8 protein-coding genes are annotated in these 13,301 nt (G+C 65.4%); 4 read left to right on the forward strand and 4 right to left on the reverse strand.

From position 1 onward, the window contains the following. Positions 1–7 precede the first annotated feature (7 nt). Positions 8–1,174, reverse strand: coding sequence for a bifunctional glutamate N-acetyltransferase/amino-acid acetyltransferase ArgJ (gene argJ / locus AC4CS3_RS02775; protein ID WP_490782118.1), 1,167 nt, complete (start codon positions 1,172–1,174; stop codon positions 8–10). Beyond that, positions 1,171–2,202 carry an N-acetyl-gamma-glutamyl-phosphate reductase gene (gene argC / locus AC4CS3_RS02780; RefSeq protein WP_490782119.1) on the reverse strand — a complete coding sequence of 344 codons (1,032 nt, stop codon included), beginning with the start codon at positions 2,200–2,202 and terminating at the stop codon, positions 1,171–1,173. The genes argJ and argC overlap by 4 nt, the downstream gene beginning before the upstream one ends. A gap of 185 nt (positions 2,203–2,387) precedes the next feature. On the opposite strand from argC, the gene AC4CS3_RS02785 reads away from it, so the two are divergent. The 4 genes from AC4CS3_RS02785 to AC4CS3_RS02800 all read left to right on the forward strand — a co-directional run bounded on the left by AC4CS3_RS02785 (position 2,388) and on the right by AC4CS3_RS02800 (position 10,032). Further along, the gene (locus tag AC4CS3_RS02785; RefSeq protein ID WP_490782120.1) at positions 2,388–3,476 is read left to right on the forward strand and encodes a fatty acid desaturase family protein; all 1,089 of its coding nucleotides are present in this window, start codon (positions 2,388–2,390) and stop codon (positions 3,474–3,476) included. A gap of 135 nt (positions 3,477–3,611) precedes the next feature. After that, a complete protein-coding gene (locus AC4CS3_RS02790) occupies positions 3,612–4,577 on the forward strand; it encodes a quinone oxidoreductase family protein (RefSeq protein ID WP_490782121.1) in 966 nt (321 codons plus the stop codon). A 165-nt stretch (positions 4,578–4,742) separates the two neighbouring features. Continuing rightward, positions 4,743–8,573 carry a Pls/PosA family non-ribosomal peptide synthetase gene (locus AC4CS3_RS02795; protein ID WP_490782441.1) on the forward strand — a complete coding sequence of 1,277 codons (3,831 nt, stop codon included), beginning with the start codon at positions 4,743–4,745 and terminating at the stop codon, positions 8,571–8,573. A gap of 79 nt (positions 8,574–8,652) precedes the next feature. Then, the gene (locus AC4CS3_RS02800) at positions 8,653–10,032 is read left to right on the forward strand and encodes a M1 family metallopeptidase (protein WP_490782122.1); all 1,380 of its coding nucleotides are present in this window, start codon (positions 8,653–8,655) and stop codon (positions 10,030–10,032) included. Positions 10,033–10,059: 27 nt separating this feature from the next. On the opposite strand, the gene AC4CS3_RS02805 is transcribed toward AC4CS3_RS02800, so the two are convergent. Together AC4CS3_RS02805 and pheT are read right to left on the reverse strand one after the other, a co-directional pair. Beyond that, positions 10,060–10,725, reverse strand: a complete 666-nt coding sequence (locus AC4CS3_RS02805; protein ID WP_490782123.1) for a 4'-phosphopantetheinyl transferase family protein — start codon at positions 10,723–10,725, stop codon at positions 10,060–10,062. 26 nt (positions 10,726–10,751) lie between these two features. Then, positions 10,752–13,301 (reverse strand): phenylalanine--tRNA ligase subunit beta, encoded by a 2,550-nt coding sequence (gene pheT / locus AC4CS3_RS02810; RefSeq protein WP_490782124.1) that lies wholly within the window; start codon positions 13,299–13,301, stop codon positions 10,752–10,754.

Raw genomic sequence — 13,301 nt, forward strand, 5'->3', positions numbered from 1 at the left:
TCCCCGTCTAGCTCGAGTAGGCGCTGTTCTCATGCACGTACTCGTGCGTGAGGTCGTTGGTCCAGATGGTGGCCTCGGCGTCGCCGGCCTGCAGGTCGATTTCCACGAGCACCTCGCGGGGCTCGAGATCTACCAGGTTGCGGTCGTCGCCGATGCTGCCGTTGCGGCAGATCTGGATGCCGTTCATGGAGACGTTGAGCTGGTCCGGTTCGAAGACGGCGTCCGTGGTGCCCACCGAGGACAGGACGCGGCCCCAGTTCGGATCCTTGCCGAAGATGGCGGTCTTGAAGAGGTTGGAGCGGGCCACGGAACGGCTGACGATTTCGGCGTCGCGCTCGCTCGCCGCGTTGAACGTACGGATGGCGATGTCGTGGCTTGCCCCTTCGGCGTCGCCGATCAGCTTGCGGGCAAGCTCGGCGCACACCTGCGTGATGCCGGCGCCGAGCTGCTCGGCGGACGGTATGGCCTCGGAGGCCCCGGAGGCCAGCAGGACGACGGTGTCGTTGGTGGACATGCAGCCGTCCGAATCCGTGCGGTCGAAGGTGACGCGCGTGGCGTCGCGGAGCACGACGTCGAGCTCTTCCGCCTGGACCTGGGCATCAGTGGTGAGCACGACGAGCATGGTTGCGAGGCCTGGCGCCAGCATGCCGGCGCCCTTCGCGATGCCCCCGACCGTGAATGGGTTGCCTTCGGCGTCGGTGCCGGTGAAGACTGCTTCCTTCGCCACGCTGTCCGTGGTCATGATCGCCGTGGCGGCAGCGGAACCGCCGTTCTCGGAGAGCTCCGCGAACGCCGCGTCGATGCCCGGGATGATCTTGTCCATGGGCAGTTGCTCACCGATGAGTCCGGTAGAGCAGACCACGACGTCGGAGGCGGAGATCCCGAGGACGGCCGCCACTTTCTCGGCGGTTGCGTGCGTGTTCTGGAATCCCTGGGGACCGGTGCAGGCGTTGGCCCCGCCGGAATTCAGCACCACCGCGTCGACGCGTCCGTCGGAGAGAACCTGGCGGGACCAGTGCACGGGAGCCGCAGCGACGCGATTGGACGTGAAAACGGCTGCTGCGGCTTTCAGGGGGCCGTCGTTGATTACCAGGGCGAGGTCGGGATTACCCGATGCCTTGATGCCGGCTTTGACGCCGGCGGCCCGGAATCCCTGGGGGGCGGTGATGGTCACGGGGCAACTCCTTGGACGTTGAGGCCGGCGGATTCGTCCAGGCCGAGGGCAATATTCATGGACTGCACAGCGCCGCCGGCGGTCCCTTTGGTCAGGTTATCGATGGCGCACGTGACAACCACTCGGCCGGAGTGCTCGTCGAAGGCCAGTTGCATGACGGCGTGGTTGGAACCCTGCACCGATTTCGTCGTGGGCCACTGGCCTTCGGGCAACAGATGGACGAACGGTTCGTCGTCGTACGCTTCAGCCCAGGCACTGCGGAGTTCGGCAGCTGTGACGCCGGCCTTGACCTTGGCAGTTGCAGTACTGAGGATGCCGCGGCTCATGGGCGCGAGGGTGGGAGTGAAGGACACGGTGACCGGTTCACCGGCGGCGTTGGAAAGTCCCTGTTCGATCTCGGGGGTGTGGCGGTGGCCGCCGCCCACGCCATAGGGACTCATGGACCCCATGACTTCGGAACCGATGAGGTTCACCTTGGCCGCTTTGCCGGCTCCCGAGGTGCCTGAGGCGGAAACAATCACGACGTCGTCCGGCTGGAGAAGCTTGTTGGCGAAGCCAGGTGTGAGAGCGAGAAGGGCCGACGTTGGGTAGCAGCCGGGCACGGCAATCCGCTTCGCGCCCTTCAGTGCGTCGCGCTGGCCGGGGAGTTCCGGCAACCCGTAAGGCCAGGTCCCGGCATGCGCCGAGCCGTAGAACTTTTCCCATGCCGCGGGGTCTTCGAGCCGGTGGTCCGCGCCGGCGTCGATCACCAGCGTGCCTTCCGGCAGTTGGGCGGCGATCCCGGCCGAGGCTCCGTGCGGGAGCGCCAGGAACACCACATCGTGGCCGGCGAGGTTCTCCACGCTGGTGTCCTCGAGAATCCGGCTGGCCAAACCATGGAGATGCGGCTGCAACTCCCCTAGTCTGGAACCGGCATTGCTGTGCGCAGTGATGGCACCGATAGTGACGTCCGGATGGCCTGCCAGGAGGCGCAACACCTCTCCCCCGGCGTAGCCGCTGGCACCGGAGACGGCAACAGAAATAGTCATGGCAAGACTATACAGCAAAACTATTCATGGTTGCCGATATTTATGCACGCCTTTTTCGAAACCCCCATCGAGGGCAGCTCACGGCCCGGCCTCTTTGGGGGCGTATGCTGAGTAGAGGGTGATCTAGACCGTGCAGCCGATCGTCGGTTGCAGCGTTGCCCGTTATTGTTACGGGGCAACTGCATATGTCACCGACCTCCACCACGGAACGTCCCACTAAGAGCGTCCGGCAGCCTAACGCCGTCGTGCTCAGCTATTCCGAACTCCTCAAGACGGTCCGCGCGGAAGGGCTTTTGAAGCGCCGCGTTGGTTTCTATATCAGCGTTTTTGCGGCGCTGGTCCTCTTGCTGACCGGCACCTGGTTTGGCTTCGCGCTGATCGGCCCCAGCTGGTATCAGCTCCTCATCGCCGCGGCCCTCGGCATCCTTTGTACCCAGTTGAGCTTCCTGGCCCATGAGGCCGGCCACCGCCAGATTTTTGCCTCCCGCAGGGCCAATGACTGGTCCGCGCGCATCCTGGCCACTTCGGTTGCCGGCATCAGCTACTCCTGGTGGGAACAGAAACACGGCGCACACCACAACAACCCGAACGTGATTTCCAAAGACCCGGACATCAAGACCGGAGCCTTGGCTTTCCACGTTGAAGCCGCCGCAGGCAGGCAGGGACGCTTCGCGTTCCTCACGCGCAGGCAGGGCTGGTTCTTCTTCCCGCTCCTGATGCTGCTGGGCATCAGCCTGCAGTGGGAGTCCCTGATGTACATCCTTCGGCCGGGAGCCATCAAGCACCGCTGGGTGGAGACCCCCATCCTTCTGGCACGGCTCCTCGCACTCCCAGCCCTCGCCTTCACCTTCCTTCCGCTTGGCATGGCATTTGCCTTCCTGGGCGTCCAGATCATGGTGTACGGCTTCTACATGGGCGCTTCCTTCGCCCCCAACCACAAGGGCATGCCGGTCCTGCCTACCGACTCCCGCGTCGATTTCCTGCGCCGCCAGATCCTGACTGCCAGGAACATCTCCGGCGGACCCTTCATGAACATCCTGCTGGGCGGTCTCAACCACCAAGCCGAACACCACCTGTTCCCGGACATGGCCCGCCCCCACTTGCGCCGTGCCTCGGAAATCGTTCGAAGCTACTGCGAAGAGCACTCCATTCCCTATACCGAAACCACGCTGATGCAGTCATACGGAATCGTCGTGCGGTACCTCAATGAGGTAGGACTCGCCGCAGGCCGCGGCTTTGACTGCCCCGTTGCCTCCGCGCACGGCAGGGGCTGACACGGCCGGAAGTCCGCCGGACACATTACGGCGAACCACGGCACCGAGCCGCTGACTGGACACTCGACGGACTCCGCTCCCTAGGATGGTTGTGTGAATGCGGGCACGAAAGTGCCTCGACGGAGAAGGAGACCTATGACGCACGCAATCATTGCCCGGAAAGCCGGAGGACCCGAAGTCCTCGAACTCACCGAGGCAGAGGTCCCGGTTCCGGGTCCGCGCCAGCTCCTCGTCAAAGTTGCGGCCGCCGGAGTGAACTTCATTGACACTTATCAGCGCAGCGGCATCTACAAGGTTGAGTATCCGTTCACCCCCGGCTCAGAGTCGGCGGGCACCGTGGAGGCCATCGGCGCAGACGTCGAGGACTTCGCCGTCGGGGACAGGGTCGCTACCGCTGAAGGATCCCGCAGCTATGCGGGGTACACCCTGGTAGATGCCGACAAAGCACTTCCGGTGCCGGACGGCGTCGACGACCACACAGCGGCTGCCCTGCCGCTGCAGGGAATGACCGCGCACTACCTGATCAACTCATCTTTCCGCGTGGAACCCGGCCAGACGGTCCTGACCCATGCCGGTGCCGGTGGCGTGGGACTCATCCTGACGCAGTTGCTCAAGGCCCGGGGTGCACGGGTCATCACCACGGTCTCCTCGGACGAGAAGGAAGCCCTTGCCCGGGAAGCCGGCGCGGACGAGGTCCTGCGTTACACCGGATTTGCGGACAAGGTCCGCGAGCTCACCGAGGGCGATGGCGTCAACGTGGTGTACGACGGCGTCGGCAAGGATACTTTTGACGGATCCCTTGCGAGCCTACGCATCCGCGGCTCGCTCGTCCTGTTCGGGGCAGCATCCGGACCGGTTCCTCCCTTTGACCCCCAGCGACTGAACGCGGGCGGATCGTTGTCCCTGACACGCCCCACGCTAGGCCACTTCCTGCAGAACCCGCAGGAGCGCCGCTGGCGTTCGGCCGAAGTCTTCGGCGCTGCAGCCAGCGGCACGCTCAAGGTCAGGATTGGCGGAACATACCCGCTCGCCGAAGCCGCCCAGGCTCATCGCGATCTGGAAGCCCGCAAGACCACGGGCAAGGTACTGTTGGTCCCGTAATCGAAGCAACGGCAACGCGACCGCTGACACTTTTTGTTCACCTCAATCCGAGAAGCTTCGAACGTGACCCAGGAACATGAACTCCCGGCGGACAGCCTGGAACTGCAAGTAGTGCATCCGCCCCAGCTGCAAGGCTCGGCGGCCGCACCGCCGGCACGCACGCTCATGGAGATCCTCCAGGACACGGCCCGGACATTCCCGGAGGCCTCGGCCCTCGATGACGGGCACAAGTCACTGAGCTATTCAGAACTCGTGGCGCAGGTGCGCGGTTTTGCTGCCACCCTCAACGCAGCCGGGCTGGGCCCCGGAGACAAGATCGGCGTGCGGGTCCCCTCCGGATCCAACGATCTCTACATTGCCATCCTCGCGATCCTTTCGGTTGCGGCCGCCTATGTGCCCGTGGACGCGGACGATCCCGAAGAACGGGCGCGGCTCGTTTTCGGAGAAGCCAAAGTGTCTGCCGTCGTCACCAAGGGCCGCAGGATCGACGTGTCCGCGGAGCGGCCGACACCGCACCCGGCTCCGCGTTCCCCAGGGCTGGATGACGATTCCTGGGTCATCTTCACCTCAGGTTCCACGGGCACGCCAAAGGGTGTTGCGGTGCAGCACCGTTCCTCCGCCGCTTTTGTTGACGCCGAAGCCCGGATTTTCCTCCAGCAAGATCCCATAGGCCCGCAGGACCGGGTCCTCGCCGGCCTTTCAGTGGCCTTCGACGCTTCCTGCGAGGAGATGTGGCTGGCGTGGCGGAACGGTGCCTGCCTCGTCCCGGCCCCGCGCGCCCTGGTGCGTTCCGGCATGGACCTTGGCCCATGGCTCATCAACCACGGCATCACAGTGGTGTCTACCGTTCCCACGCTCGCGGCCCTGTGGCCCGCGGAGGCCCTCGAGAACGTGCGCCTGCTCATTTTCGGCGGCGAGGCCTGCCCTCCCGAACTCGCTGAGCGCCTCGCGGTGGACGGCCGCGAGGTATGGAACACGTATGGCCCCACCGAAGCGACCGTCGTGGCCTGCGCGGCTCCCCTAGGCGGGGATGGACCCGTCCGGATCGGTCTGCCGCTCGACGGCTGGGACCTCGCCGTCGTCGATGCTGCCGGGGTTCCAGTCGGGGAAGGCGAGACGGGCGAACTGATCATCGGCGGCGTCGGACTGGCCCGCTACCTCGATCCGGCCAAAGACGCAGAAAAGTACGCACCCATGCCGTCCCTGGGGTGGGAACGTGCGTACCGCTCCGGCGACCTCGTCCGCTACGAGGAAGCCGGCCTCATCTTCCAAGGCCGCGCGGACGAACAGGTCAAGCTGGGTGGCCGGCGCATCGAACTCGGCGAAATCGACGCCGCCCTTCAGGCCCTCCCGGGAGTCGCTGGTGCCGCGGCTGCAGTCCGCACGACGGCGGCAGGGAACCAGATACTGGTCGGTTACCTGGCTCCGGCAGGACCCGAGGACATCGATCTCGCAGCTTCCCGCGAGCTGCTCACGGAAAGCCTGCCCGCCGCGCTGATTCCCCTGCTGACGGTCGTGGATTCGCTTCCGACGAAGACAAGCGGCAAAGTGGACCGGCATTCCCTTCCCTGGCCGTTGGCGGGCGCGGGCGCCGCGGATGCCGACAAGGCGCCACTCAACCTGCCCGAGGACGCCCAGTGGGTCGTTGAGCAATGGGAAAGCGTCCTCGGCTCCGGCGTCACCTCGCTCGACGCCGACTTCTTCGCCTATGGTGGCGGCTCCCTCGCCGCGGCCCAGCTCGTCTCGGCGCTGCGTGTGCGCTACCCCACCATCACGGTGGCCGAAATCTACGCAACACCCCGCGTCGGCGCCTTGATCGACGCCGCACGGCAGTCTTTGCCCGAAGGCGGCATCCAGGGACCGGCGGCCGAACGCACAGTTCGCCCAACCTCCCGTAAATCGCAGATCTTCCAGACCCTGATGGGGATCTTCCTCAACATCCTGGTGGGCATGCGTTGGCTCACGTACCTCATGGCTTCGAACCATTTGCTGGCCGACTTCGCCGGTTTCACAGCCGCTCCCGTAGTGTCCTGGTGGTGGATCCTGGCATCTTGGCTGGTGTTCGTGAGCCCGCCGGGACGCATGGGCATCTCGATCCTGGCCGCGCGGACCCTCCTGCGTGGAGTCAGCCCCGGAACCTACCCGCGCTCAGGCAAAGTCCATTTGAAGCTGTGGCTGGCCGAGCAGATCCAGGACCTTTCGGGCGCCATCAGCCTCGCCAGCGCTCCGTGGGTTCCTTATTACGCCAGAGCGCTGGGTGCGAAGATCGGGAACAACGTCCATTTGCACTCCTTGCCTCCCGTCACGGGGCTCCTGTCATTGGGCAGCGGCTGCAATATCGAACCCGAAGTGGATCTCTCCGCCTGGTGGATCGACGGTGACTACGTCCACATCGGTGCAGTCCATGTAGGTGCTGGCGCCACGGTGGGCTCCCGCAGCACGCTCATGCCGGGAACCAGCATCGGCGCAGGTGCGCGCGTGGAGCCCGGGTCCGCCGTGTTGGGCAAGGTCAAGGCCGGGCACCTTGTTGCCGGCTCCCCCGCCGAACGCCGCGGCAAAGCCAAGAATGGCTGGCCCGAGACCCCTTCGTCGCACCATCTGATCGGCAGGCTCTGGTTTGCGGCATTCGCTGCGGCCTCGGCGCTGCTTGCCTTGATCCCCTACATTTCGGCATTCGTCGCCGCGATCGTCATCCTGGCCTTCATCCAAGGCAGGAGTTCCCTGCAGGATGCCTTCCCGGAACTCCTGCTTGCCGTTCCCTTGGCAGCACTGGCTTGGTTCTTCTGCAATCTCCTGCTGATTCTGGCGACCACACGGATGCTCGGCGTCGGTCTCAGGGAGGGGTATTACCGGGTCCGCAGCCGCGTTGGCTGGCAGGTTTGGGCCACCGAACGTGTGCTGGACATGGCGCGGGACCTGCTCTTCCCCATCTACGCGAGCCTCTTCACCCCGGTGTGGCTGCGCCTGCTGGGCGCCAAGGTAGGCCGTAATGTGGAGGCTTCCACGGTGCTGCTGCTGCCACGCATGACGACTATCGGCGAAGGCGCGTTCCTCGCGGACGACACCATGGTGGCTTCCTACGAGCTTGGCGGCGGCTGGATGAAGATCGGGCCGGCCAAGATCGGCAAACGCTCGTTCCTCGGCAATTCCGGTATGACTGCGGCAGGCCGCAGCGTGCCCAAGAACTCACTGGTCGCGGTGCTGTCGGCCACGCCGGCGAAGGCAAAATCGGGCACCTCCTGGCTCGGCAGTCCGCCCGTCAGGCTGCGCCGGACCGCAGTCAATGCGGATCTGAGCCTCACCTTCAACCCGCCGCTGGCCCTCAAGACCAAACGGGCCCTGTGGGAACTGTGCCGGCTGGTGCCGGTCATCCTGACGGTGGGGATCGCCGTCGGGATCATGCTGGCCCTCGACTGGATCGCCACCGAGTCCTCCTACTGGCTTGCAGCCGTCCTTGGTGGCGTCGTAGTCCTCGCCGCGGGCGCCTTGGCCGCGGCCAGTTCGGTCGCCGCGAAGTGGATATTGGTGGGACGCATCAAAGAGGGCGAGCATCCCCTGTGGAGCTCGTTCATCTGGCGCAACGAAGTGGTGGACACCTTCATCGAGATGGTCAGCGCTCCCTGGTTTGCGCGTTCGGCATCCGGCACGCCGGCGTTGGTGTGGTGGCTCCGGGCGCTCGGAGCGAAAATCGGCCGGGGTACCTGGTGCGAGAGCTACTGGCTGCCGGAAGCCGACCTCGTCACTCTCGGCGAAAGCTCCACGGTCAACCGTGGCTGCGTGGTCCAGACACATCTCTTCCACGACCGCATCATGAGCATAGACACGGTGGTCCTCGGGGACGGCGCCACGATGGGCCCGCACGGCGTCATCCTGCCGCGCGCGAGCATCGGGGCGGGCGGAACGGTGGGACCGGCGTCGCTGGTCATGCGCGGTGAGACTGTTCCCGCGGGCACGTACTGGATGGGCAACCCGGTCAGCCCGTGGTCCGGACCGTAGCGTAGATTGGCAAGAGGGCGTGAAATACGAGCCCATGACAACAGCGGCACAACAAGCTACACGGAGGCAGCCAGCGCACATGAGCCCTAGCGAACCAGGAATAACCACAACTGCCGCCGATCCCTACACGCTGCACCACGGGAGCACGGCATTCCAGGTGCTGCGGTATGAATTGGACCTGGACTACAGTCTGGGCAGCAACCGGCTCAACGGGCGCGCAATGCTTCGTTGCATAGCCCTCGAAGACACGGACTCGGTGATCCTGGATCTGGTGGGCCTAAAGGCTTCCAAAATCTTGATGGACGGCAAGAAAGTGCCGAAGTTCAGTACCCGCGGTGAGCACCTCGTGATCACGGCCAAAGACCGGTTGCGGACAGGCCAGCGCTTCACGATTGAGCTCCGCTACGACGGCAATCCTAAGCCGCGCCGGGGACTGTGGGGCGAGGTCGGTTGGGAAGAGCTCGACGACGGCGTTCTGGTTGCCGGGCAGCCGAACGGCGCCGCGTCCTGGTTCCCGTGCAACGACCATCCGCGGCACAAGTCCAGCTACTTGATCAGTATCACCACCGACGACAACTACCGCGCCATCTGCAACGGCCGCCTCGTCTCCCACAGCAGGAAATCAAGCCGCGAAACCTGGGTCTACGAACAGGGCGAGCCGATGGCAAGCTATCTCGCCACTGTGCAGATCGGACGCTACCGGCTTCACCAGCTCAGCCCCTCCCTTGGTGGGGTCCGCACGGGGACCGCCCATCATGCCGCAGCCTTGCGGCAGGCCCCGGTGCCGCAATTCGTTGCTGTCTCCCCCGGTTTGTTGACCGAGGCCCGCGAAGGCCTGGCCCGGCAGGCCGACATGATGCGCACCTTTGTGGACTGTTTCGGTCCGTATCCCTTTGCCGAATACACGGCCGTCGTGACCGAGGACGAACTGGAAATTCCCCTTGAGGCCCAGACGCTCTCGATCTTCGGCCGGAACCACATGGAGCAATCGTGGGATGCGCAGCGCCTCATCGCCCACGAGCTGTCCCACCAGTGGTTCGGCAACTCGCTCACGGTGAGCAGTTGGCGGGACATCTGGTTGCATGAGGGCTTCGCGTGCTACGCCGAGTGGATCTGGTCCGAGGAAGCCGGCGTCATGTCCCTCGCCAACCGGGCAAGGGCTGCGTGGCGCAAGCTCGACGCGGGCGCCCAGGACCTGGTGATCGGCGACCCCGGACCGGAGCACATGTTCGATGACCGCGTCTACAAGCGCGGGGCCCTCGCCCTCCACGCCGTCCGCCTTGCATGCGGTGACCCGGCGTTCTTCGGATTGTTGCGGCACTGGACCGGGGCCAAGCGCCACAGCTCGGTGTCCACGGCGGAATTCATCGCCGCGGCCAACGCTTACGTGCCGGGGCTCGACGCGGCCGGTGTCCTGGAACCGTGGCTGTACCAAGCAAGGCTGCCCGCTTTCGGCTGATCCTGAAATTCAAGCTAATCCAAGGATTCAACGGGACGTTACCGCGAGGGCAGCAACCAGTCCGGCAGGAAGATCACGGCCGTCGGCGCTGGCCGGAAGCTCCAGGTCCCACAGCCCCGGACTATCAAGCACCTCGAGGGAATCAGGGGCAACCCTGAGCCCTTCCCCCGTCATCTTCAACCAGGCTTCCTTGCGCGCCCACAAGCGTGCGCGCGCTTGCGCCCGGCGCCCGGGTTCCAGCGCCGTGAGATGGCGCCGCTCCCGTGCGGTCAGGGCAACGTCGTCAAAGCCGGCGAACTCCGTACCCGCGGCATTCTCCAGATCGACGCCCAACCGGAGCCCCGGTTCCGGATGCACGACGGCGGCAAACAACACCCAGCCCGACGACCGTGAGGCGCTGAGCGCCAAGGGTGCGGGGCCGCCGTCGAGCAGGTATCCAGGCCGGCCATGCGCGATGTCCGGACCAGCACCGCATTCCGGGCACTCGTAGGCCGCCTCGAGCTTCGATGCTGGAACACCCAGGAGGGTCGCGGCAAAGTTCTGCTGGGCCAACCTGGACGCCAGGAATTCCAGTCGCAGGACCGGGGCCATGGCGTCTGCCCGAAGGGTCTCGGCCGGAGACAGCAACTCCGCCGCCATCTTCTCGATGGCGGCGGAATCAGCAGGATCCAGGGGCTGGATGTGAACAGCCAACCCCTGGATCCCCGGGTTGATACTCGTCAGCGCTGGACTGCTCCGAATCGCTCTGCGGCGACGGCGACGGCGGCCTCGCGTGCCTCCGATGCCTCGTCGGCGGTCAGAGTGCGGTCCGTGGCACGGAATCGCAACCCGAACGCGAGCGACTTCTTGCCGGCTTCGATTCCCTGGCCCGCGTAGACATCGAACAAGGCGACGTCTTCGAGGAGTTCCCCGGCGCCTTCCCGGAGTGCAGCCAGTACGGCGTCCGCCGGAACGTCTTGCGGCACCACGAGGGCAACGTCCTGCGTGGCCACCGGAAAACCGGAGATGTGCTTGGCAACAATGACGTCCGGAGCGGCGTCGAACAGTGCATCCGCGTTGAGCTCGAGCGCCACGGAGCGTGCCGGCATGTCATGTGCGGCGAGCAACTTGGGGTGCAATTCGCCGGCGTAGCCCACGACGTCGCCGGAGCGGAGCGCCAACTGGGCGGCACGGCCCGGGTGGAACGCCTGGTGGCTGCCCTGGCTGACCACGAGCTCCACTCCGAGGACGTCGCCGACGAGCCGGGCAACATCCAGGCCGTCGGCCCAGTCCCAGGCACGCGGAGTGTGGGCCGCGGCTGCCGGGGAATCATGGCCCGTCAAAACAGCGGCGATGTGCAGCGGCTGGTCCGGGACGCCGTCGTACAGTCCGTCAAGGACCTCGTCGGAAGGCTTGACGCCCAGCGGCGGGATGGACGCCGTGCCCAGCTGGCCGTCGGGAAGGAAAACCGAGCCTGTCTCAAAGAGCGCGAGGTCCCGGAACCCGCGGGAGTGGTTACGGCGGGCAACCTCGATCAGGCCGGGAAGCACGGAGGTACGCAGGTAACCATGTTCCTCGCTGATCGGGTTGGCCAGTTTGAGGGCGGTGCGCGCCGCGCCTTCCTCCGCAACTCCGAAGGTGTCATTCGCCGACTTGGAGACGAACGGATAGGAGAGGACCTCGGTGAGCCCTGCGTCGGCCAGCGCCTGGACCACGCGGCGTTTCTGCTGCTGGGTCCGGGTCAGGCCGCGGCCTGGAGGGGCGACGGGAAGGGTGGCCGGGATGTTGTCGTAGCCAACCAGCCTTGCGATTTCCTCGGAGAGGTCTTCCTTGGTTTCCAGGTCATTGCGCCAGCTCGGTGCCGTGACCACATAGGAGCCGCCCACCTCGTCCCTCAGGACGATGGCGCCGAGGTCCTTAAGGGAACCCGTGATCTGCTCTTCCGTGAAGTCGATGCCGATCCTGGAGGCCGCGTAACCGGCCGGCAGCTCGATGGTCACGGCGTCCGGTGCTGTCCCGACGTCGGTGCCGGCTTCGTCTGCCGTTCCACCGGCCAGTTCAACCAGGAGGTCAACGACGCGTTGGGCAGCAACGTTGGCAACCTGCCAATCCACTCCGCGTTCGAAGCGCTTGGACGCCTCTGACGGCAGCTTGTGCCTGCGGCGGGACCGCCCGATCGAGACCTCGTCGAAGTGCGCAGCCTCGACCAGGATGTTGGTGGTCGAATCGGAAACCTCGGTGTTGGCTCCACCCATGACGCCGGCGATGCCGATCGCGCCGGAGTCGTCGGTGATCAGGAGGTCTTCGACGTCGAGCGCACGCACTTTGTCGTCGAGGGTGGTGATCTTCTCTCCCGCGACGGCGCGGCGGACCACGATATCGCCGGAAAGCTTGTCGAGGTCGTAGCAGTGGTTCGGCTGGCCGAGTTCAAGCATCACGTAGTTGGAAATGTCCACGGGCAGCGAAATGGAGCGGATGCCTGCCAGGCGCAGCCGGGAGACCATCCACGGCGGGGTAGGGCGGGTGGCGTCCACGCCGCGGACCGTGCGGGCTACGAAGCGGTCACAACCGGGCTTGCCGTAGATGGGAGCATCGTCATTGAGCTTGACCCCGTAGCCGCCGGAGAGTGCCGCAGGGGCATTCACCTTCGCTGCCGGGTCCGTGAAGACGGTTCCGGTGGCGTGGGCATATTCGCGGGCGACGCCGCGGATCGAGAACGCATAGCCGCGGTCCGGAGTGACGTTGATTTCGGCGGCTTCGTCGTAGAGGCCAAGGAGGGACATGGCGTCGGTGCCGATTTCGGGATCCAGGCCAATGCGGGAAAGCACCAGGATGCCGTCGTGGTCCTCACCGATGCCGAGTTCGCGTACGGAGGCGATCATGCCTGCGGACAGGTGCCCGTAGGTCTTGCGCGCGGAAATGTGGAAGTCACCCGGGAGCACGGCGCCCGGGAGGGTGACCACAACCTTGTCTCCCTCGACGAAATTGTGGGCACCGCAAATGATGCCCTGTACACCGGAGGGGTCGATGCCCTTGCCGGTCAGGGTCTGCTCCTGGCCTTCGGGGACCACGCGGACCTGGCACCAGTTGATGGTCTTGCCGTTGCTCTGCGGTTCCTTGACGAGGCTCAGGACCTGGCCCACCACGATGGGACCCTTGACTTCGTCCGTAGGGCGGTGGACCGCTTCTTCTTCAAAGCCGACCTTGACGAGTTCCGCCATGACGTCTTCGGCCGTTGCGTCGGCCGGAACCTGCGCGAATTCACGCAGCCATGAAAGTGGGATACGCAC

This window comes from Arthrobacter sp. SE2, from assembly GCF_058244265.1.

Bases quoted from the DNA above. Each gene is read 5' to 3' on its own strand.
- argC (WP_490782119.1), bottom strand. From the start codon at position 2,202: ATGACTATTTCTGTTGCCGTCTCCGGTGCCAGCGGCTACGCCGGGGGA.
- AC4CS3_RS02785 (WP_490782120.1), top strand. From the start codon at position 2,388: ATGTCACCGACCTCCACCACGGAACGTCCCACTAAGAGCGTCCGGCAG.
- AC4CS3_RS02790 (WP_490782121.1), top strand. From the start codon at position 3,612: ATGACGCACGCAATCATTGCCCGGAAAGCCGGAGGACCCGAAGTCCTC.
- AC4CS3_RS02795 (WP_490782441.1), top strand. From the start codon at position 4,743: ATGGAGATCCTCCAGGACACGGCCCGGACATTCCCGGAGGCCTCGGCC.
- AC4CS3_RS02800 (WP_490782122.1), top strand. From the start codon at position 8,653: ATGAGCCCTAGCGAACCAGGAATAACCACAACTGCCGCCGATCCCTAC.